The organism is Sphingomonas sp. GW821-FHT09E03 (assembly GCF_059416225.1).
Genome location: NZ_JBWKOS010000001.1, coordinates 275,063 through 293,104 on the forward strand (window position 1 = coordinate 275,063; position 18,042 = coordinate 293,104).

Sequence of the window (18,042 nt, forward strand, 5' to 3'; positions counted from 1 at the left end):
GTTGAAGACCCGCGGCGAGGCGCGTAAGCGGTGGCCATGGGCATCAACCTCAATCCCTTCACCTGGTGGAACGGCGCGACCGTGAGCACCGTGCTCTATGGCCTGCGCGGTAAGACCCAGGTCGGCACCGATTCGCTGGGCAATGCCTATTGGGAAGGTGGCAAGGACACCAACGGCGTACCGCGTCGCTGGGTGATTTACACCGGCTCCACCGATGCCAGCCGGGTGCCGCCGGAATGGTTCAGCTGGCTGCACCACCAGATCGACGACGTGCCCGATCGCGCGCTGCCGCCGGCACGGTCGTGGGAAAAGCCGGGCCAGGCCAACATGACCGGGACGCCGTTTGCCTATCGGCCGGCGGGCGCGCTGGAAAAGGGCGGCCACCGCGCCGCCGCCACCGGAGATTATGACGCCTGGACGCCCGAAGGGTGATGAGGCGCTGGCTCGCCGCCGGCGTGTTGCTGGTGGTGCTGGGGGTGGCCGGGTGGTTTGGCTATCGCGCACTCAACCGTGACGGCGAGCGTGGCAGCCAAGTGGTCGCCAGTCAGGATATCGCGCCGATCGAGCCGGGCAGCACCGAGACGATCGAGACCGTCACCTCGGCCGACGACGTCGCGCCGACCGGCGGCACGCCGATGGCGCAGCGGATCGCGGTGGTCGGCCTGCTCAACAAGCGCAATGGCGAAAGCCGCGAGCTGACGCTGAAGCCCGGCCAGGCGGTGCGCGTCGGCGATGCGATCGTGCGGCTGCGCGCCTGCGAGCATACCGCGCCATGGGAGCAGGAGCAGCTGACCGGCGCGTTCGTCCAGCTCGATGTCCGCGGGATCGACAGGCACTGGCGGCGCAGCTTTTCGGGCTGGCTCTACAAGGAGCGCCCCGGCCTCAACGTCGTTCCCAACGCCATTTACGATGTCTGGACCAAGAGCTGTACGATGTCGTGGCCGGCGACCGGGCCGGACACGGTAGCCGCCGACGCCGGCGCCGCGCCGGCCAATCGTTCTAGCGCGCGGAAATCGCCGGCGGCCGATGCGGAGCCGGCCGCCGAGCCGACCACGCCATCGAGCGCCGCGGAGAGCAACGCCACATAATCGGTGCGGCTGATCTCGACGGCGCCCAGCGACGCGAGGTGCGCCGTCTGGAACTGGCAATCGAGCAGGGTGAAGCCGCCGGCCTTGAGCCGTGCGACCAGCCAGGCCAGCGCGACCTTCGAGGCGTCGGTGCGCCGGCTGACCATCGATTCGCCAAAAAAGGCGCGGCCGAGCGCGAGGCCGTAGAGGCCGCCGACCAGCTCGTCGCCTTCCCAGCATTCGATCGAATGGGCAAAGCCGAGGCCATGAAGCGCGGTAAACGCCCGCTCGATGCCGACGTTGATCCAGGTGTCGGGCCGGCCCTCGACCGGTTCGGCGCAGAGCTGGATCATCCGGACGAACGCGACATCGGCGGTGACCCGGAAGCGATCCGCGGCGATCGTCTTGCGCAGCGAGCGTGACAGGTGGAAACCGTCGAGCGGCATCACGGCACGGCTGCGCGGCTCAACCCAATAGACGCTGTCCGCCTCGCGATGATCGGCCATCGGAAACACGCCGACCGCATAAGCGCCGAGCACGAGTTGCGGATCGAGCATCTGCATGGCGGCAAGGTGGCGCTCGCTGCGCGGCGTGGCAAGATGGACGTGACGCCAGAGCGCGACCGCGCCCGATGAAAACCCGCGGAAAACCGCCGAAGGTCTCACTAAAGTCACACCTACACGTGCGTGTGGATTGAGGTCCCACTTGCGGGGGAGAAAGAGCGCGACCGAATCGAGATCGGGCATCAGCGTTGCATGAGCGGCATGCTGTAGGACAGCGAATTGCGGCATCCGCCAAAGGCCGGCCGTCGGTCAGCAAAAAGGCCGGCGCATCGCTGCGCCGGCCCGTCGGGAATTTGCGCGGATTAGGCGCTTACGACTTGCAGCTCTGCGCCGTCTTGCCCGGCTGGGTGAGGGTGATCAGCTTGGGCGTGCCGGTCATCTTCCAGCCGCCGTCGCCCACCAGCGGGTCGCCGGTGGTGGGGGCGATCAGGCGCGTGGCGGGGCCATCCTTGGCGGTGCGCACCAGCGCCTGCTTGTCGCCTTCGAAGAAGGTGACATAGACCAGGCTGTTGTCCTTGCAGCGCAGCGTCTTGTCCGCCTTGATCGCCGGCGGCAGCTCGACGGGTGCGCGGTTGGCGAGTTCGTTCGCCATCGGATCCGGGTTGGTGTCCACCACTTCGGGGGTGGGCTTGGTGTTGCAGGCGGCCAGCGCGAAGAGCGCGGCGACGACGGGGAGGAGAAGGGGGCTCTTCATAGCGAGCCGGTGCTTCGCGCATGCAGCATGGAGCGTCAAGGGAGGCTTGCCGCTACGGCATAAACCTTTGCTGCGGGCGCGGGCGATCGTGCGACAAGCTGAGGATATATCGTGCGAGACGAAACCGTTGTGTCCCATCGTTTCACGAACATTGCCTCCGAAAGCGCCGCGCCGCGCCGATATCGGCGGCATTCCTTGTCGGCAGCGCAGACGAGCGCGGATCGGCTTGCCCCCGCCATAGCTTAGATCGCTTGCCGGTAGCCGGTCGGCACGCCATTTAGCCGCGATGACCACCCATCCGCCGCTGTCGGCCTATCCTGCTTCCACCGCCGACACGCTCGCGCTGATCGGCAACACCCCGCTGGTCCGCCTCAAGGGGCCGAGCGAGGCGACCGGCTGCGACATCTTCGGCAAATGCGAGTTCGCCAACCCAGGCGCCTCGGTGAAGGACCGGGCGGCGCTGTTCATCGTCGAGGATGCGGAGCAGCGCGGGGTGCTCTCCCCGGGCGGCACGATCGTCGAGGGCACCGCGGGCAACACCGGCATCGGCCTGGCGCTGGTCGCCAATGCCAAGGGCTACAAGACGATCATCGTCATGCCCGAGACCCAGAGCCGCGAGAAGATGGACACGCTGCGCGCGCTCGGCGCCGAGCTGGTGCTGGTGCCAGCGGCTCCCTACGCCAGCCCATACCATTTCGTGCACACCTCGCGGCGGATCGCCGAGGAGCGCGACAATGCGATCTGGGCCAACCAGTTCGACAATGTCGCCAACCGCCGCGCACATATCGTCGGCACAGCGGAGGAGATCTGGGCGCAGATGGGCGGGCGGATCGACGGCTTCACCTGCGCGGTAGGAACCGGTGGCACGCTCGCCGGTGTGGGGTTGGGGTTGAAGGCTAAGGACGAGGCGGTGCGGATCGCGCTGAGCGACCCGCACGGCGCGGCCCTCTACGACTATTATGCGCATGGCGAATTGCGCTCGGAAGGCTCGTCGGTCGCCGAAGGGATCGGCCAGGGGCGGATCACCGCCAATCTTGAGGGCGCGCCGATCGACACCCAATATCGGATTTCGGATGACGAGGGTTACGACTGGGTACGGCGGCTGCTTGACGAGGAAGGGCTGTGCCTCGGCCTGTCGTCGGGGATCAACGTCGCCGGCGCCGTGCGTCTGGCGCGCGAGCTCGGGCCTGGCAAGCGGATCGCGACGATCCTGTGCGACACGGGGTTCCGCTATCTGTCGTCCTTGCACAATCCGGCGTGGCGGGCGGAAAAAGGGCTGGGGTGACGTTTCAACAAAATGCGGTTGTGAGTGACCGCCACCACCCGACATCGCCACCGTTGCCGCTCAAGGTTCCCGAGCTGGAACACCGCCTTGGCGCGATTAACCACCAATGCATCGACAATCGCATGGTGAGTCGCTAGATAGGCCCGGCAATATGAAGGCCGTTCGCGACACTTCTCAGACAATGCAGCGGGTCAAGGTCGGGATGATCGGCCTCGCTGCGGTGGTCCTGCTCATCGCTATCGCATCCGCGATCCTCGGCTCGGCGACGCGCGAGCAGCCGATTGCCACCGCCGGATCCGCGCAGGCCAATGTGGTGGCAAATATCGCGCTAACCAATTCTAACAGCCCGCCGAGCACCGGCGAACCGCTCGCCGAACTCGGTGTCGCACCGTCGACCAGCAACAGCCAGGCGGTTAACCAGTGATTTTCCGGGGAAATCACGGGACGGGACCCCACCGGCGCGAGAAAAACGTGCATGTTCAGATCGTTGCTGTTCAATTTCGGCATCGATTCCGGGCGAAGCCGCCGCCCTATTAACCTAGATTCGGGTGCAATTCCCCGGCTATCCCCAAAAATCCCGTTGCGTCCCCACTGGCCCGTTGGTAACACGGGTTAACAGCGGGGCAGGTCTCACCGTCTGCGTTTTGCGCAGCGGCCGGAGGGCGACGACAGGTCGTTTTTCGGAGGGGTATCCTGTGCGCCAGGGTGTGAGACGGGCGTGGCAGAAAGGGGCGACTATCAGGGACATGGTCTTGCTCTTGTCGACGACAAGGGCCGGGTGGCCATTCCCAACGCGCTCCGCGGTACGCTAGCCGACAACAGCCCGCGGGCCGATGGCAAGGATGGCGGCACCGTCATCATCGCGACCCATGAGGATCAGCCCTGCCTGATCGCCTATGACCCCGCCTATCTTGCCGAGCTCAAGCGCGAGCTGAACGAGCGCGTTGCGCTGTCGCGCGGGGCCGACGGCAAGATCGACCACAACATCAAGCGCGGCGGCGCCAATGGCGAAGCGGTGCCGTTCGACGGCTCCGGCCGATTCGTGATGCCGGGCTTTCCGCGCTTCTATGCCAACATCGGCAGCAACGCCTTCTTCTGGGGGACGCTCGACTATATCGAGATCTGGGATCCCAAGACGCTGATCTCCACCCCCGGCATCTCGCGGCAGATGGTCGCGGCCTGCCATTATTACTGCCAGGAAAAGGGGATCGCGCTGTGAGCCCCGAACAGACTGACGCCCCGCACATCCCCGTGCTGCTCGACGAGGTGCTCGCCGCGCTCGCTCCCGCCCCGGGCGAGACGATGGTCGACGCGACGTTCGGCGCCGGCGGCTACACCCGAGCGATGCTCGGGTGCGGCGCGCGGGTGATCGCGTTTGATCGCGACCCCGATGCGATCGCCGCCGGCGAGGCCGCGGGGCTCGACGGGCTGACGCTGGTCCATAGCGACTTTTCCGGGATGGAAGCGGCGCTGGCCGAGCTGGTCGACGGCGTGACCATGGATATCGGCGTATCGTCGATGCAGCTCGACCAGCCCGAGCGCGGCTTCTCGTTCCAGTCCGACGGGCCGCTCGACATGCGGATGAGCCAGGCGGGGATGAGCGCGGCCGATTTCCTCAACGAGGCCGACGAGGCTGAGATCGCCGACGTCATCTATCATTATGGCGACGAGCCCAAGTCGCGCCGGGTGGCACGTGCGATCGTCGCGGCGCGGCCGCTGACGCGGACCGCGGAGCTCGCCCGGGTGGTACGCAAGGCGCTCGGCTACAAGCCGCACGACAAGAAGGACCCGGCGACGCGGACCTTCCAGGCGATCCGCATCCACATCAATCGCGAGCTCGGCGAGCTGGCCGACGGGCTGGCGGCCGCGGAGCGGGTGCTGAAGCCCGGCGGGCGGCTCGCGGTAGTGACCTTCCACAGCCTCGAGGACCGGCTGGTGAAGCGCTTTCTGCGCGAGCGCTCCGGCAACACCCCTTCAGGTTCCCGTCATCTGCCGCAGGCGATTGCCGCGGCGGCACCGAGTTTCGAGGATGTCGGCCGCGCGGTGCGGGCCGGCGAGGCCGAGCTGGCGCGCAACCCGCGCAGCCGCTCGGCGACGTTACGGATGGCGCTGCGGACGGCAGCGCCGGCCTGGTCCGATCAGGACCCGGTCCATCGGGGCACAACGGAGGTGAGCATATGACCGCGGCGTATCGGTTGAGGGGAGTGGGCTGGTTCGGCGGGTGCGTCGTGATCGTGCTCGGCTTCTATCTCGTGTCGCTGCAGGTCGCGGCGGAGCGCAAGAAGCTGGAAGGCGTCGACGACAAGATCGCCTCGGCGCAGCGCGACATCCGCGCGCTCGAGACCGAGTTCGACACGCGGGCCAACCTCGTCCAGCTCGAGAAGTGGAACGGCGAGACGCTGGCGCTGGCGTCGCCCACCGCCGACCAGTTCGTCTCCAGCGAGGCGGCACTGGCCAGCCTCGACGTGACCCAGACCGGCGCCGCGGGCCTGCAGACCGCAGCGCTGGTGGTGCCGTCGCTGCCGACCGCGGCCGCCGTGCCGCTGCCGACCGCCGCGCCGCAGCCGGCGCTGCTGCAGGTCGCCGCGGCGATGCCTAAGGCCAAGCCCGCGGTGATCAAGGCGGTGGCGATGGAGAAGAGCGCGCCGATGCTCGCCAAGCTCAACGAGGCCGCGCGCGGCGCCGCCGCGGTCGCCAAGGTGCGCCCGCAGGCGGTGGCGATGCTCGACAACAAGCTGCTCTCCGACACCACGCTCGGCGACATCCTCAGCGGTGCGCGCGCGGAGCGGCGCTTGCGGTGACCGCGCTCGTCGCCCGACCGATTGCCCAGCGCCGTAGCGCCACCCAGCGTCATGCGCTGGTGGCGACGTCGCACACCCGCCTGATGATGCTGATGCTGCTGTTCGCGGCGGCGATCCTGGTGGTGATCGGCCGGCTGGCGATGCTCGCCGCCTTCTCGGGCGAGGAGGCCAAGGAACGGGTGGCGACGCTGGAGGCGCGCGGCGACATCGTCGATCGCAACGGCGCGCCGCTCGCGAGGACGATCGATGCCTGGACGATCGCGGTCCACCCCAAGAAGATCATCGGCGACAAGATGGAGATCGCCGCCAAGCTCGCCGCGCTGATGCCCGATCGCGGCGACCAGGCGTGGTTCTACGGCCAGCTGACCCGCAGCGCGAGCTTCGCCTATCTGCAGCGCCGCGCCTCGCCGGCGCTGGTGGAGCAGGTCAATGCGATCGGCGAGCCGGCGATCGTGTTCGCGCGCGAGACCCAGCGGCTCTACCCCGAGGCGACGCTTGCCGCCCATGCGCTCGGCTTCCTCTCCACCGACGGCCACGGCATGAGCGGTATGGAGCGGGTGCTCGACGAGCGGTTGCTCGATCCGGCGCAGGCAGGCAAGCCGATCGCTCTGTCGATCGACACCCGCGTGCAGGCGGCGATGGAGAGCGAGCTCGGTCGGGCGATGGGCACTTTCCAGGCGCGCGGCGGCGGCGGCATCGTGCTCGACGTCGATACCGGCGAGGTGCTGGCGATGGTGTCGCTGCCGACGTTCAACCCCAATCGCGTCGGCAAGTCCGGCGTCAACGAACTGCGCAACATCACTACCCAGAGCGTGTTCGAGCTGGGATCGACCTTCAAGCCGATCACGATGGCGACAGCAATGGACACCGGCGTCGTCACCTCGCTCGCGCGCCGGTTCGACGCGACCCACCCGCTCAAGGTGGGCGGCTTCACCATCCACGACGAGCGCGGCGATCCCAAGCGCTGGCTGAACATGCCCGAGACGCTGATCTATTCGTCCAACATCGCGACGGCGCGGGTGGCGGACGAGGTGGGGCCGGAGCGGATGCAGACGATGTTCCGCAAGCTCGGCTTCGACACCAAGCCCGATATCGAGTTGCGCGAGAAGGGCCGGCCGCTGTGGCCGACCTATTGGGCGCGGACGACGACGATGACCACCGCCTACGGCCATGGCATCGCGGTGACGCCGCTGCACCTCGCCAGCGCCTATGCCGCGCTGGTCAACGGCGGGATCTGGCGGCCGGCGACGCTGATGAAGGTGGAGCCGGGCCATGCCGCGCAAGGGCGGCGGGTGATCAGCGAGGGCACCAGCGCGCGGATGCGGCAGATGCTGCGGCTGATCGTGCTGCGCGGCACCGGGCGCAAGGGCGATGCGCCGGGCTATCGCGTCGGCGGCAAGACCGGCACCGCCGAGGCTGCGGTGGCGGGCGGCTACGACCATTCGCGCAACGTCGCGACCTTCGCGGCGGCTTTCCCGATGGACGCACCGCGCTATGTGGTGCTGGCGATGCTCGATTCGCCGCAGGGTACCAAGGAGACGGGTGGGTGGAAGACCGCCGCATGGAATGCCGCCCCGGTGGTCGGCCGGACCATCTCGCGGATCGGCGCGACGCTGGGCGTGGTCCCCGATGCCCGGCGCGACATCGATGTCTCCGACATCACACCGTTGCTGTGGCAGGCGCCCGGCGAAACGCCGGTGGATGGCCATTGAGGCCGGCGCGATGAAGCTGGGCGCGTTGGTCGACGCCGCCGGTGGTGCGGGGGAACAGGCGACCGTGACCGGCTTCGCGATCGATCACCGCAAGGTCGCACCAGGCACGATCTTCGGCGCCTTCCACGGCGCGCGGGTGAATGGCGAGAACTATATCGCCGAGGCGGTGCGCGCCGGCGCGATCGCGGTGGTGACCCGGCCGGGCGTCGCGGTCGAGGGGGCGGTGGCGATCGCCGCCGACAATCCGCGCGAGAAGTTCGCACAGCTCGCCGCAGCCTTCTTCGCGCCATTCCCGGCGATCGCCGTCGCCGTGACCGGGACCAACGGCAAGACCTCCACCGTCGAGATGACCCGGCAATTGTGGCGGATGGCGGGGCATCACGCCGCCTCGATCGGCACGCTCGGCGTCACCACCGCCGACGAGCAGGTGACCACCGGGCTGACCACCCCCGACGTCGTCACCTTCCTTTCCAACGTCGCGGGGCTCGCGCGCGAAGGCGTGACGCATCTCGCCTTCGAGGCATCGAGCCACGGGCTGACGCAATATCGCACCGAGGGGCTCAAGGTGTCGGCGGCGGCCTTCACCAATCTCAGCCGCGACCATCTCGACTATCATGGCGACATGGCGGCCTATTTCACCGCCAAGGTGCGGCTGTTCTCCGAGGTGCTGAGCCTGGATGGCGCCGCTGTAGTGTGGGCGGACGACGAGCGCTCGCCGCGAGTGATCGATCTGGCGCATGAGCGCGGCAACCGGCTGCTCACCGTCGGCGAGCGTGGCCAGACGCTGCGACTGGTGGAGCGCGAGCCGACGCTGCTCGGCCAGGGGCTGACGATTGAGGCGGAGGGGCAGAGCTATCGCGTCAAGCTGCCGCTGATCGGCGCCTATCAGGCCGCCAACGCGCTGGTCGCGGCCGGGCTGGTGATCGCCACCGGCGGCGATGTCGCCGGCACGATCGCCAATCTCGCGCGGCTGCAGCCGGTGCGCGGTCGGCTGGAGCGGGCGGCGATCGCGCGCAGCGGTGCGCCAGTCTATGTCGATTATGCGCACACCCCCGATGCGCTGGAGGCGGCGATCGCGGCGCTGCGGCCGCATGTCGGCGGGCGGCTGATCGTCGCGTTCGGCGCCGGTGGCGACCGCGACCAGGGCAAGCGCGAGCCGATGGGGGCCGCGGCGGTGGCGCTGGCGGACGTGGTGATCGTCACCGACGACAACCCGCGCAGCGAGGATGCCGCAGCGATCCGCGCCGATGTGCTGGCCGGCGCGATCGGCGCCCGCGAGATCGGCGACCGGCGCGCGGCGATCGCAGCGGCGATCGGCGAGGCGGGGCCGGAAGACATCGTGCTGATCGCGGGCAAGGGGCACGAGCAGGGGCAGATCGTCGGCGATCTGGTGTTGCCGTTTGACGATGTCTCGGTCGCGCGGGAGTATGCGGCGTGAGCGCAGCCCCCCGTCCGGATGTTACCGCATGACCTTGTGGACCGCCGCCGAGATCGCGACGGCGACCAACGGCAACGCCTCGGCCGACTTCGCCGTCGCCGGGGTCGCCTTCGACAGCCGCGAGGTCGGCCCGGGCGACCTGTTCGTGGCGCTGACCGGCGAGAGCACCGATGGCCATCGCTTCCTCGACGGGGCGTTCGCACAGGGGGCCGCGGGCGCGATCGTCAGCCAGGCCAGCCCGCACCCGCATGTTCGCGTTGCCAATACGTTTGCGGCGCTCAACGATCTCGGCCGGGCCAGCCGGGCGCGGAGCGAAGCGCGGATCATCGGCGTCACGGGTTCGGTCGGCAAGACCAGCGCCAAGGAGGCGCTGTTCGCGGCGCTCGATCGCGGCGCACCGGGCGAGGTGCACCGCTCGGTCAAGAGCTACAACAATCATACCGGCGTGCCGCTGAGCCTCGCCCGGATGCTGCGGACCGCGCGGTTCGGCGTGTTCGAGATGGGGATGAACCATGCCGGCGAGCTGGCGGCGCTGACCCGGCTGGTGCGCCCGCACATCGCGATCATCACCGCGATCGCGCCCGCGCACACCGCCTTCTTTCCCGACGAAAGCGCGATCGCCGATGCCAAGGGCGAGATCTTCCAGGGCCTAGAGCCCGGTGGAGTCGCGATCGTCCCCTTCGACAGCCCGCATCGCGACCGGCTGATCGCCGCGGCGACGCCGCATGCCGGCCGGATCGTTACCTTCGGGCTCGACAAGGGCGCCGACGTGCGGGCGCTCGAGTCGATGCGGCTGCCGAGCGGGGCCTCGTTCGTCACCGCGCGGGTGGGCGAGCGCGAGCTCTCCTTCACGCTGTCGCAGCCGGGGATGCACTGGGTGTCCAACGCGCTGGCGGTGATCGCGGCGGTGGACGCCGCCGGCGGCGATCTCGGCCTCGCCGGGCTGGCGCTCGCCGATCTCGGCGGGCTCGCCGGGCGCGGCGCGCGGTTCACCGTGCCGGTCACGGAGGGCGAGGCGCTGGTGATCGACGAAAGCTACAACGCCAATCCCTCGTCGATGCGCGCAACGCTGGCGGTGCTCGGCGCCGAGCCGGGCCGGCACCTGGCGGTGCTCGGCGAGATGCGCGAGCTCGGCGCTGCCTCGGCCGATTATCATGCGGGCCTCGCCGAGCCGATCCTCGCCGCGCGCGTCGAGACGGCAGTGCTGGTCGGTGAAGCGATGGCGCCGCTGGCCGAAACGCTTGAGCATCGAATCAATGTCGTCCATGTGCCCGATGCTGCGACGGCGCTGGCCCGGATCCGGGGGCTGCTCGGCCCGGGAGACGCGGTGCTCGTCAAGGGATCGAATGGGGTGGGGCTGTCGCGCGTCATTGCGGGGCTCAAGGGCGGAACGACGTAGATGCTATATTGGATCGCCGCGCATCTGGGTTTTCCCCATGTGCTCAACCTCATCCGCTACCAGTCCTTTCGCTCGGGCGCGGCGGTGGCGACGGCGCTGCTGATCGGGCTGATCATCGGGCCCAAGTTCATCGGCTGGCTCCGCGTGCGCCAGGGCAAGGGGCAGCCGATCCGCGCCGACGGGCCGCAGACCCATCTCGCCAAGCGCGGCACGCCGACGATGGGCGGGCTGATGATCCTCACCTCGATGGTGTTGGCGATCCTGATCTGGATGGATCTCAGCAACCCTTATGTATGGGCGTGCCTGTTCGTGACCCTCGGCTTCGGCGCGATCGGCTTCCTCGACGATTACGACAAGGTGAAGAAGGCGAGCACCGCCGGCGTGCCCGGGCGGGTGCGGCTGCTGCTGGAGTTCGCCATCGCCGGCATCGCCTCGTGGATCATCATGGGCCAGAACGGGCCGCACCTGTTCCTGCCCTTTACCGACGGCGTCTATCTCAACCTCGGCTATGCCTTCCCGATCTTCGGTGCGTTCACGATCGTCGCCTTCGGCAATGCGGTGAACCTCACCGACGGGCTCGACGGCCTCGCGACGATGCCGGTGATCATCGCCAGCGTCGCCTTCATGCTGATCGCCTATCTCGCCGGCAACGCGAAGTTCGCGACATACCTCGGCATCCCGCACGTGCCGGGCGCGGGCGAGCTGGCGATCTTCTGCGGCGCGGTGATCGGCGCCGGCCTTGCCTTCCTGTGGTTCAACGCGCCGCCCGCGGCGGTGTTCATGGGCGACACCGGCAGCCTCGCGCTCGGCGGCGCGCTCGGCACGATCTCGGTGGTCGCGCACCATGAGATCGTGCTCGGGATCATCGGCGGCCTGTTCGTGGTCGAGGCCTTGTCGGTGATCATCCAGGTGTTCTTCTACAAGCGCACCGGCAAGAGGGTGTTCCGCATGGCGCCGATCCACCATCATTTCGAGCAACTGGGCTGGAGCGAGCCGACCGTGGTGATCCGCTTCTGGATCGTCAGCCTGGTGCTGGCGCTCGCCGGCCTCTCGACGTTGAAACTGCGGTGATCACCAGCCGCGCCTGGAGCGGGCAGCGCTACGCGGTGCTCGGGCTCGCCCGATCGGGGCTGTCGACCGCGAAGGCGCTGGCGGCGGCGGGGGCGCATGTCGTCGCCTGGGACACCGACCCCGGCGCGCGCGAGCGGGCAGGGCGGATCGACGGCGTGATGGTCCACGACCTCGAAAAGCTGCAGCTCGACGGCGCGGCCGGGCTGGTGGTGTCGCCGGGCGTTCCCCTCGATGGCCATGTGGTGGTGACGCGGGCGCGGGCCGCCGGGGTGCCGGTGATCGGCGACATCGAGTTGTTTGCCCAAGCCCGCGCGGAGCTGCCCGCCCACAAGGTGGTGGGGATCACCGGCACCAACGGCAAGTCGACCACCACTGCGCTGGTCCACCACATCCTCGAGAGCGCCGGCGTGCCGACGCTGATGGGCGGCAACATCGGGCTGCCGATCCTCGGCCAAGCGCCGCTCGCCGAGGGCGGGGTCTATGTGCTCGAGCTGTCGAGCTACCAGATCGATCTCACCCTGACGCTGGACTGCGACGTCGCGGTGCTGCTCAACATCACCCCCGACCATCTCGACCGCTACGACGGGTTCGAGGGCTATGCCGCCTCCAAGGCGCGGCTGTTTGCGATGCAGGCGGCCGATCACGATGCGGTTATAGGGATCGGTGATGCGCCCTCGGCCGCGATCGCGCGGACGCTGTCGGCGCGCGGCGAGCATCTCACCAAGATCGCGCCGGGCGTGTGCATGTTCCAGGGCGCCTGGCCGGCGCTGCAGGGGCCGCACAATGCCCAGAACGCGCTGGCGGCGATCGCGGTCGCCAAGGCGCTGGGCGTCGCCGAGGCCGCAATCGATCGCGGGCTGGCGAGCTTTACCGGCCTGCCGCACCGGATGGAGCGGATCGGCGAGATCGCCGGCGTCGCCTATGTCGACGACAGCAAGGCGACCAACGCCGAGAGCACCGCGCCCGCGCTCGGCGCATTCGCGCGGGTGCATTGGATCGTCGGCGGCCGTGCCAAGAGCGACGATCTCGACGCCTGCGCGCCCTACTTTTCCCATGTCGCCGCCGCCTATACGATCGGCGAGGCAGGGCCGCGGTTCGCCGCGCTGCTTCGCGGGCAGGTGCCCGTCGTCGAGCAAGCGGTGACGCTGGAGGCGGCGGTGCGCCATGCCGCCGCCGCCGCGCGGCCGGGCGACACGGTGCTGCTGTCGCCGGCCTGCGCCAGCTTCGACCAGTTTCGCGACTATGAGCAACGGGGCGACGCGTTCCGCGCCGCGGTGGAGGCGCTGGCATGACCGATGCGCGGGCAGGGACGATCGAGGGCGATTCGCTGATCGCCAAGGTCCGGCGACGGGGCGGCCGCGGCGATCGGTCGCCGCTCGGCACCTGGTTCTGGGACATCGACCGGATGCTGCTGCTGCTGACGCTGTTCCTGATCGCGATCGGGCTGGTCTCGGTGGCGGCGGCGAGCCCGGCGACCGCGGTGCGCTATTCGGGCGAGCACCGCCATTTCGCGCCGCTCTATTACTTCTGGCGGCAGCTGATCTGGGTGGGCGTGTCGCTGCCGGTGCTGTTCGGCGTCTCGATGCTGCCGGTGCCGCTGGCGCGGCGGCTGGCGCTGGTCGGCACGGCCGTGCTCGTCGTGCTGCTGGCGCTGACGCCGTTCGTCGGCGCGAGCATCAACGGCGCGCGGCGCTGGATCGGCTATGGCTTTGCGCAGCTGCAGCCGTCGGAGTTCCTGAAACCCTTCTTCATCGTCACCGTCGCCTGGCTGCTGTCGCTCAAGGCCAAGGACCAGGAGCTGCCGACGGTGGTGATCACCGGCGCGATGACCGCGCTGATCGCGGTGCTGCTGATGCTGCAGCCCGATTTCGGCCAGACGGTGATCTTCTGCACGGTGTGGCTGGCGCTGCTGATGATCGCGGGCACGCCGATGCGGGTGCTTGCCGGGATCGTCGCGATGGTGCCGATCGGGCTCGCCTGCGCCTATCTGTTCTATGGCGTGGCGCGCTCGCGGATCGATGCGTTCCTGTTTCCCGGGATCGATGGCGAGGGCGCGGGCGATCACTTCCAGACCAATGCCGCGCATGCGACGATCACCGCCGGCGGGCTGACCGGCACGGGGCCTGGCGGCGGCGTCGCCAAGTTCGGGCTGCCCGAAGCGCATACCGATTACATCTTCTCGGTGATCGGCGAGGAATTCGGGCTGATCGCGTGCATGATCGTCGCGCTGGTGTTCCTCGCCATCGTCGTGCGCGTGTTCGTCAAGCTGCTCGACGAGCAGGATGAGTTCAAGCTGCTTGCCGCCTCCGGTCTTGCCGTGCAATTCGGCGCGCAGGCGCTGGTGAGCATGGCGGTGAACACGGGCCTCGCTCCGTCCAAGGGGATGACGCTGCCGTTCATCAGCTATGGCGGCTCGTCGATGATCGCGCTGTCGATCGGCATGGGGCTGCTGCTCGCGTTCACGCGGCGCAACCCGTTCCTGACGCGCAGCCCGTATGTGGTGAAATGGGGCACACAGTGAGCAAGCATTACGTTCTCGCCGCCGGCGGCACCGGGGGGCACATGGTTCCCGCCGCGGCGCTGGCGGGGGAATTGATCCGCCGCGGCCACCGGGTGGCACTGGTCAGCGACGCGCGCGGGGTGCGCTTCCCCGAGCTGTTCGCCGAGGGTGTTGGGGGCGTGCAAACCCATGTGCTGCCGGCGGGTCGCTTCCAGGTAAAGCGGCCGCAGGGCTGGCCGGGCGCGGCGCGCGAGATGCTGCGCGGCCGCGCGATGGCACGCGAACTGTACCGGACGTTCAAGCCCGCCGCGGTGATCGGCTTTGGCGGCTATCCGGCGCTGCCGGCGCTGATGGCGGCGTTCGCCGACAACATCCCGACCTTGGTGCACGAGCAGAATGCGGTGCTCGGCCGGGTCAATCGCCTGGTTGCGAGCCGGGTGGGGGCGATCGCCACTTCCTATCGCCAGACGCTGCGGCTGGCGCCGAAGTTCTTCGCCAAATCGCATCTCGTCGGCAATCCAGTGCGCGAGGCGGTGCTTGCGCTGCGCGCCAAGCCCTATCCGTTGCTCGAGGAAGACGGCATCTTCCGCGTGCTCGTCACCGGCGGCAGCCAGGGCGCGAGCATCCTCAGCCAGGTGGTGCCCGATGGCCTTGCGATGCTGCCGGTCACCTTCCGTCGCCGGCTGCAGGTGACGCACCAGGCGCGGATCGAGGATATCGATGCGGTGCGGGCGAAATATGCCGAGCACCAGATCCCGGCCGAGCTCGCCACCTATCTGCCCGACATGCCCGAGCAGCTCGCCTGGGCGCATCTGGTGATCGCGCGCGCGGGTGCCTCGACGATCGCCGAGCTGACCGCCGCCGGGCGCCCCGCGATCCTGGTGCCGCTGCCGAGCGCGACCGACGACCACCAGACCGTCAACGCGCGCGAGGTGACTCAGGCGGGCGGTGCGCGCACCATCGCCCAGCCGGAGTTCACCGCGGTCGAGCTCGCCAAGCAGATGCAGAAGCTGGGGCTCGACCCGACCGCGCTGGAAAATGCCGCAGGCCGCGCCAAGAGCGTCGGTCGGCCACGCGCGGTGAGCGATCTCGCCGATCTGGTCGAGAGCCTGGACTCACCCGCGTCGCCGCTGCCGGTCGGCAAGGCACAGACCAAGGCGGCGTTCGCGTGAAGGGGGTCGCAACCGACATCGGCACGATCCACTTCGTCGGCATCGGCGGGATCGGCATGTCCGGCATTGCCGAGGTGATGAAGAACCTCGGCTACACGGTACAGGGCTCCGATGTTGCCGAAGGCTATGTGGTGCAGGGGCTGCGCGACAAGGGCATCCCGGTGATGATCGGCCATGCCGCGAGCAACGTCGACGATGCGGCGGTGGTGGTGGTCTCGACCGCGATCACGCGCACCAACCCCGAGGTCGAGGCCGCGCTCGAACGACGGGTGCCGGTGGTACGGCGCGCCGAGATGCTCGCCGAGCTGATGCGGCTCAAGTCGACGGTCGCGGTGGCGGGAACGCACGGCAAGACCACGACGACGTCGATGGTCGCGGCGCTGCTCGACGCCGGCGGGGTGGACCCGACCGTGATCAACGGCGGCATCATCAATTCCTACGGCTCTAACGCGCGGCTCGGCGCGAGCGACTGGATGGTGGTCGAGGCGGACGAGAGCGACGGCAGCTTCCTGCGGCTCGACGGCACGATTGCGGTGGTCACCAACATCGATCCCGAGCATCTCGACCACTACGGCTCGTTCGACGCGGTGAAGGACGCGTTTGTCGAGTTCGTCGAGAATGTGCCCTTCTATGGCGCGGCGCTGCTGTGCCTCGATCACCCCGAGGTGCAGAACGTGCTGCCGCGGGTGCGCGACCGGCGGGTGGTGACCTATGGCTTTTCCGCTCAAGCAGACGTGCGCGGCGTCAACGTCCAGCCGATCCCGGGCGGCAATCGCTTCGAGTGCATCGTGCGCAGCCGCGACGGCGCGACGCGATCGATCGAGGGGATCGAGCTGCCGATGCCCGGGCGGCACAATGTCCAGAACGCGCTCGCCGCGATCGGGGTCGCGCTCGAGCTCGGGATCGACGATGCGACCATCCAGCAGGGCTTCTCAAAGTTTGGCGGGGTCAAGCGGCGCTTCACCAAGGTCGGTGAGGTCGCCGTCACCGATGGCGGCAGCGCGACGATCATCGACGATTACGGCCATCATCCGGTCGAGATCCGCGCGGTGCTCGCGGCCGCGCGTGAGGGCGCGCAGGGCAGGGTGATCGCGGTGGTGCAGCCGCATCGCTACTCGCGGCTCGGCAACCTGATGGAGGACTTCCAGACCGCGTTCAACGATGCCGACCGGGTGCTGGTGACCCCTGTCTATGCCGCGGGCGAGGCGCCGGTAGAGGGTGTCTCCGCCGAGGCTTTGGTCGAGGGGTTGAAGCGGCGCGGGCATCGCTCGGCGGCGGTGGTCGCCGATGCGCACTCGCTTGCGGCCGAGCTGGCGGGCACGCTGCGCGCCGACGACATGGTGGTGTGCCTGGGCGCGGGTGACATCACCAAATGGGCGGCAGGGCTCGCGGACGGGATCGCTGCCCAGCCGGTGGCGGCGTGAGCGCGGCGGCGGCGACACTTCCCGCGGCGAAGGGGAAGGTCGAGCCGCAGGGCAGCCTTGCCGATTTCATCTGGTTCCGCACCGGCGGGCCGGCGGAGTGGCTGTTCCGGCCCGCCGACGCCGAGGATCTTGCGGCCTTCCTGCGCGAGCTCGATCCCGCCGTGCCGGTGCTGCCGGTGGGCGTCGGCTCCAATCTGATCGTTCGCGACGGCGGGGTGCCGGGCGTGGTGGTGCGGCTGCCCAAGGCGATGGCCAAGGTGTCGGTCGCCGATGGCCTGGTGCGCGCGGGCGGCGCGGCGATGGGGATCAGCGTCGCGAGCGCCGTCCGTGACGCCGGGATCGCCGGGCTCGAGTTCCTGCGCGGGATCCCCGGCACGGTGGGTGGTGCGGTGCGGATGAACGCGGGTGCGTATGGCCGCGATACCAGCGACATTCTGGTCGAGGTCACGGTGGTGACGCGCGAGGGCAGGATCGAGACCTGGCCGGCGGCGCGGCTCGGCTATACCTATCGTCATTCGGACCTGCCGGCGGGCGCGGTGGTGGTCGAGGCGTTGTTTTCGGGGACGCCGGGCGATCCGGCGACGATCGGCGCCGAAATGGACCGGATCGCCGCCGAGCGCGAGGCCTCGCAGCCGCTGCGCAGCCGCACCGGCGGCTCGACCTTCAAGAATCCCGACGGGCACAAGGCCTGGGCGCTGATCGATGCCGCCGGCTGCCGGGGGCTGACCCGCGGCGAGGCGCAGGTCTCGGAAAAGCATTGTAACTTCCTGCTCAACCTGGGCAACGCTGCCGCGGCGGACATCGAAGCGCTGGGCGAGGATGTGCGCGCGCGGGTCAAGGCACAGTCCGGCGTCGAGCTCGAGTGGGAAATCCAGCGGATCGGGGTGGCGGCGTGACCGGCGTGGCGCGATTGGGT

At 69.1% G+C, this 18,042-nt stretch carries 17 protein-coding genes and 1 pseudogene; 16 read left to right on the forward strand and 2 right to left on the reverse strand.

From position 1 onward, the window contains the following. The first annotated feature begins 36 nt into the window (after positions 1-36). Both AC07M8_RS01440 and AC07M8_RS01445 read left to right on the forward strand, forming a co-directional pair. A complete protein-coding gene (locus AC07M8_RS01440; RefSeq protein WP_495172682.1) occupies positions 37-432 on the forward strand; it encodes an NADH:ubiquinone oxidoreductase subunit NDUFA12 in 396 nt (131 codons plus the stop codon). A 203-nt stretch (positions 433-635) separates the two neighbouring features. After that, a pseudogene (locus tag AC07M8_RS01445) lies at positions 636-869 on the forward strand (DUF2155 domain-containing protein); the annotation flags it as partial. 35 nt (positions 870-904) lie between these two features. On the opposite strand, the gene aat reads toward AC07M8_RS01445, so the two are convergent. Beyond that, positions 905-1,630, reverse strand: a complete 726-nt coding sequence (aat, locus tag AC07M8_RS01450) for a leucyl/phenylalanyl-tRNA--protein transferase (protein ID WP_495173125.1) — start codon at positions 1,628-1,630, stop codon at positions 905-907. A 310-nt stretch (positions 1,631-1,940) separates the two neighbouring features. After that, positions 1,941-2,324, reverse strand: a complete 384-nt coding sequence (locus tag AC07M8_RS01455; RefSeq protein WP_267397316.1) for a hypothetical protein — start codon at positions 2,322-2,324, stop codon at positions 1,941-1,943. Positions 2,325-2,610: 286 nt separating this feature from the next. On the opposite strand from AC07M8_RS01455, the gene AC07M8_RS01460 reads away from it, so the two are divergent. The 14 genes from AC07M8_RS01460 (at position 2,611) to murB (ending at position 18,022) form a co-directional block, all read left to right on the forward strand. Further along, complete coding sequence (locus AC07M8_RS01460; RefSeq protein ID WP_495172683.1) at positions 2,611-3,609, forward strand: cysteine synthase A; 999 nt, start codon at positions 2,611-2,613, stop codon at positions 3,607-3,609. Between the two features lie 151 nt (positions 3,610-3,760). Continuing rightward, complete coding sequence (locus AC07M8_RS01465) at positions 3,761-4,033, forward strand: hypothetical protein (RefSeq protein ID WP_267397313.1); 273 nt, start codon at positions 3,761-3,763, stop codon at positions 4,031-4,033. A gap of 294 nt (positions 4,034-4,327) precedes the next feature. Further along, positions 4,328-4,828 carry a division/cell wall cluster transcriptional repressor MraZ gene (locus AC07M8_RS01470; protein WP_495172684.1) on the forward strand — a complete coding sequence of 167 codons (501 nt, stop codon included), beginning with the start codon at positions 4,328-4,330 and terminating at the stop codon, positions 4,826-4,828. Continuing rightward, complete coding sequence (rsmH, locus tag AC07M8_RS01475; RefSeq protein WP_495172685.1) at positions 4,825-5,790, forward strand: 16S rRNA (cytosine(1402)-N(4))-methyltransferase RsmH; 966 nt, start codon at positions 4,825-4,827, stop codon at positions 5,788-5,790. The genes AC07M8_RS01470 and rsmH overlap by 4 nt, the downstream gene beginning before the upstream one ends. After that, the gene (locus AC07M8_RS01480) at positions 5,787-6,410 is read left to right on the forward strand and encodes a hypothetical protein (RefSeq protein ID WP_495172686.1); all 624 of its coding nucleotides are present in this window, start codon (positions 5,787-5,789) and stop codon (positions 6,408-6,410) included. Before rsmH ends, AC07M8_RS01480 begins: the two co-directional genes overlap by 4 nt. After that, positions 6,407-8,122: a peptidoglycan D,D-transpeptidase FtsI family protein gene (locus AC07M8_RS01485; protein ID WP_495172687.1), complete on the forward strand. Its 1,716-nt coding sequence runs from the start codon at positions 6,407-6,409 to the stop codon at positions 8,120-8,122. The genes AC07M8_RS01480 and AC07M8_RS01485 overlap by 4 nt, the downstream gene beginning before the upstream one ends. Before the next feature lie 10 nt (positions 8,123-8,132). Then, positions 8,133-9,560 (forward strand): UDP-N-acetylmuramoyl-L-alanyl-D-glutamate--2,6-diaminopimelate ligase, encoded by a 1,428-nt coding sequence (locus tag AC07M8_RS01490; protein WP_495173126.1) that lies wholly within the window; start codon positions 8,133-8,135, stop codon positions 9,558-9,560. Positions 9,561-9,588: 28 nt separating this feature from the next. Then, a complete protein-coding gene (locus AC07M8_RS01495; RefSeq protein ID WP_495172688.1) occupies positions 9,589-10,959 on the forward strand; it encodes a UDP-N-acetylmuramoyl-tripeptide--D-alanyl-D-alanine ligase in 1,371 nt (456 codons plus the stop codon). Further along, the gene (mraY, locus tag AC07M8_RS01500; protein WP_495172689.1) at positions 10,960-12,030 is read left to right on the forward strand and encodes a phospho-N-acetylmuramoyl-pentapeptide-transferase; all 1,071 of its coding nucleotides are present in this window, start codon (positions 10,960-10,962) and stop codon (positions 12,028-12,030) included. After that, complete coding sequence (murD, locus tag AC07M8_RS01505; RefSeq protein WP_495172690.1) at positions 12,027-13,322, forward strand: UDP-N-acetylmuramoyl-L-alanine--D-glutamate ligase; 1,296 nt, start codon at positions 12,027-12,029, stop codon at positions 13,320-13,322. Before mraY ends, murD begins: the two co-directional genes overlap by 4 nt. Next, positions 13,319-14,551, forward strand: coding sequence for an FtsW/RodA/SpoVE family cell cycle protein (locus tag AC07M8_RS01510; protein WP_495172691.1), 1,233 nt, complete (start codon positions 13,319-13,321; stop codon positions 14,549-14,551). The genes murD and AC07M8_RS01510 overlap by 4 nt, the downstream gene beginning before the upstream one ends. Continuing rightward, positions 14,536-15,702: an undecaprenyldiphospho-muramoylpentapeptide beta-N-acetylglucosaminyltransferase gene (murG, locus tag AC07M8_RS01515; protein WP_495172692.1), complete on the forward strand. Its 1,167-nt coding sequence runs from the start codon at positions 14,536-14,538 to the stop codon at positions 15,700-15,702. Before AC07M8_RS01510 ends, murG begins: the two co-directional genes overlap by 16 nt. Then, positions 15,699-17,126 carry a UDP-N-acetylmuramate--L-alanine ligase gene (gene murC, locus AC07M8_RS01520; protein ID WP_495172693.1) on the forward strand — a complete coding sequence of 476 codons (1,428 nt, stop codon included), beginning with the start codon at positions 15,699-15,701 and terminating at the stop codon, positions 17,124-17,126. Before murG ends, murC begins: the two co-directional genes overlap by 4 nt. Then, positions 17,075-18,022: a UDP-N-acetylmuramate dehydrogenase gene (gene murB, locus AC07M8_RS01525; RefSeq protein WP_495172694.1), complete on the forward strand. Its 948-nt coding sequence runs from the start codon at positions 17,075-17,077 to the stop codon at positions 18,020-18,022. The genes murC and murB overlap by 52 nt, the downstream gene beginning before the upstream one ends. The last annotated feature ends 20 nt before the right edge of the window (positions 18,023-18,042 follow it).

Bases quoted from the DNA above. Each gene is read 5' to 3' on its own strand.
- AC07M8_RS01440 (WP_495172682.1), top strand. From the start codon at position 37: ATGGGCATCAACCTCAATCCCTTCACCTGGTGGAACGGCGCGACCGTG.
- aat (WP_495173125.1), bottom strand. From the start codon at position 1,630: ATGCAGATGCTCGATCCGCAACTCGTGCTCGGCGCTTATGCGGTCGGC.
- AC07M8_RS01455 (WP_267397316.1), bottom strand. From the start codon at position 2,324: ATGAAGAGCCCCCTTCTCCTCCCCGTCGTCGCCGCGCTCTTCGCGCTG.
- AC07M8_RS01460 (WP_495172683.1), top strand. From the start codon at position 2,611: ATGACCACCCATCCGCCGCTGTCGGCCTATCCTGCTTCCACCGCCGAC.
- AC07M8_RS01465 (WP_267397313.1), top strand. From the start codon at position 3,761: ATGAAGGCCGTTCGCGACACTTCTCAGACAATGCAGCGGGTCAAGGTC.
- AC07M8_RS01480 (WP_495172686.1), top strand. From the start codon at position 5,787: ATGACCGCGGCGTATCGGTTGAGGGGAGTGGGCTGGTTCGGCGGGTGC.
- AC07M8_RS01490 (WP_495173126.1), top strand. From the start codon at position 8,133: ATGAAGCTGGGCGCGTTGGTCGACGCCGCCGGTGGTGCGGGGGAACAG.
- AC07M8_RS01495 (WP_495172688.1), top strand. From the start codon at position 9,589: ATGACCTTGTGGACCGCCGCCGAGATCGCGACGGCGACCAACGGCAAC.
- mraY (WP_495172689.1), top strand. From the start codon at position 10,960: ATGCTATATTGGATCGCCGCGCATCTGGGTTTTCCCCATGTGCTCAAC.
- AC07M8_RS01510 (WP_495172691.1), top strand. From the start codon at position 13,319: ATGACCGATGCGCGGGCAGGGACGATCGAGGGCGATTCGCTGATCGCC.
- murG (WP_495172692.1), top strand. From the start codon at position 14,536: ATGGGGCACACAGTGAGCAAGCATTACGTTCTCGCCGCCGGCGGCACC.
- murB (WP_495172694.1), top strand. From the start codon at position 17,075: ATGGGCGGCAGGGCTCGCGGACGGGATCGCTGCCCAGCCGGTGGCGGC.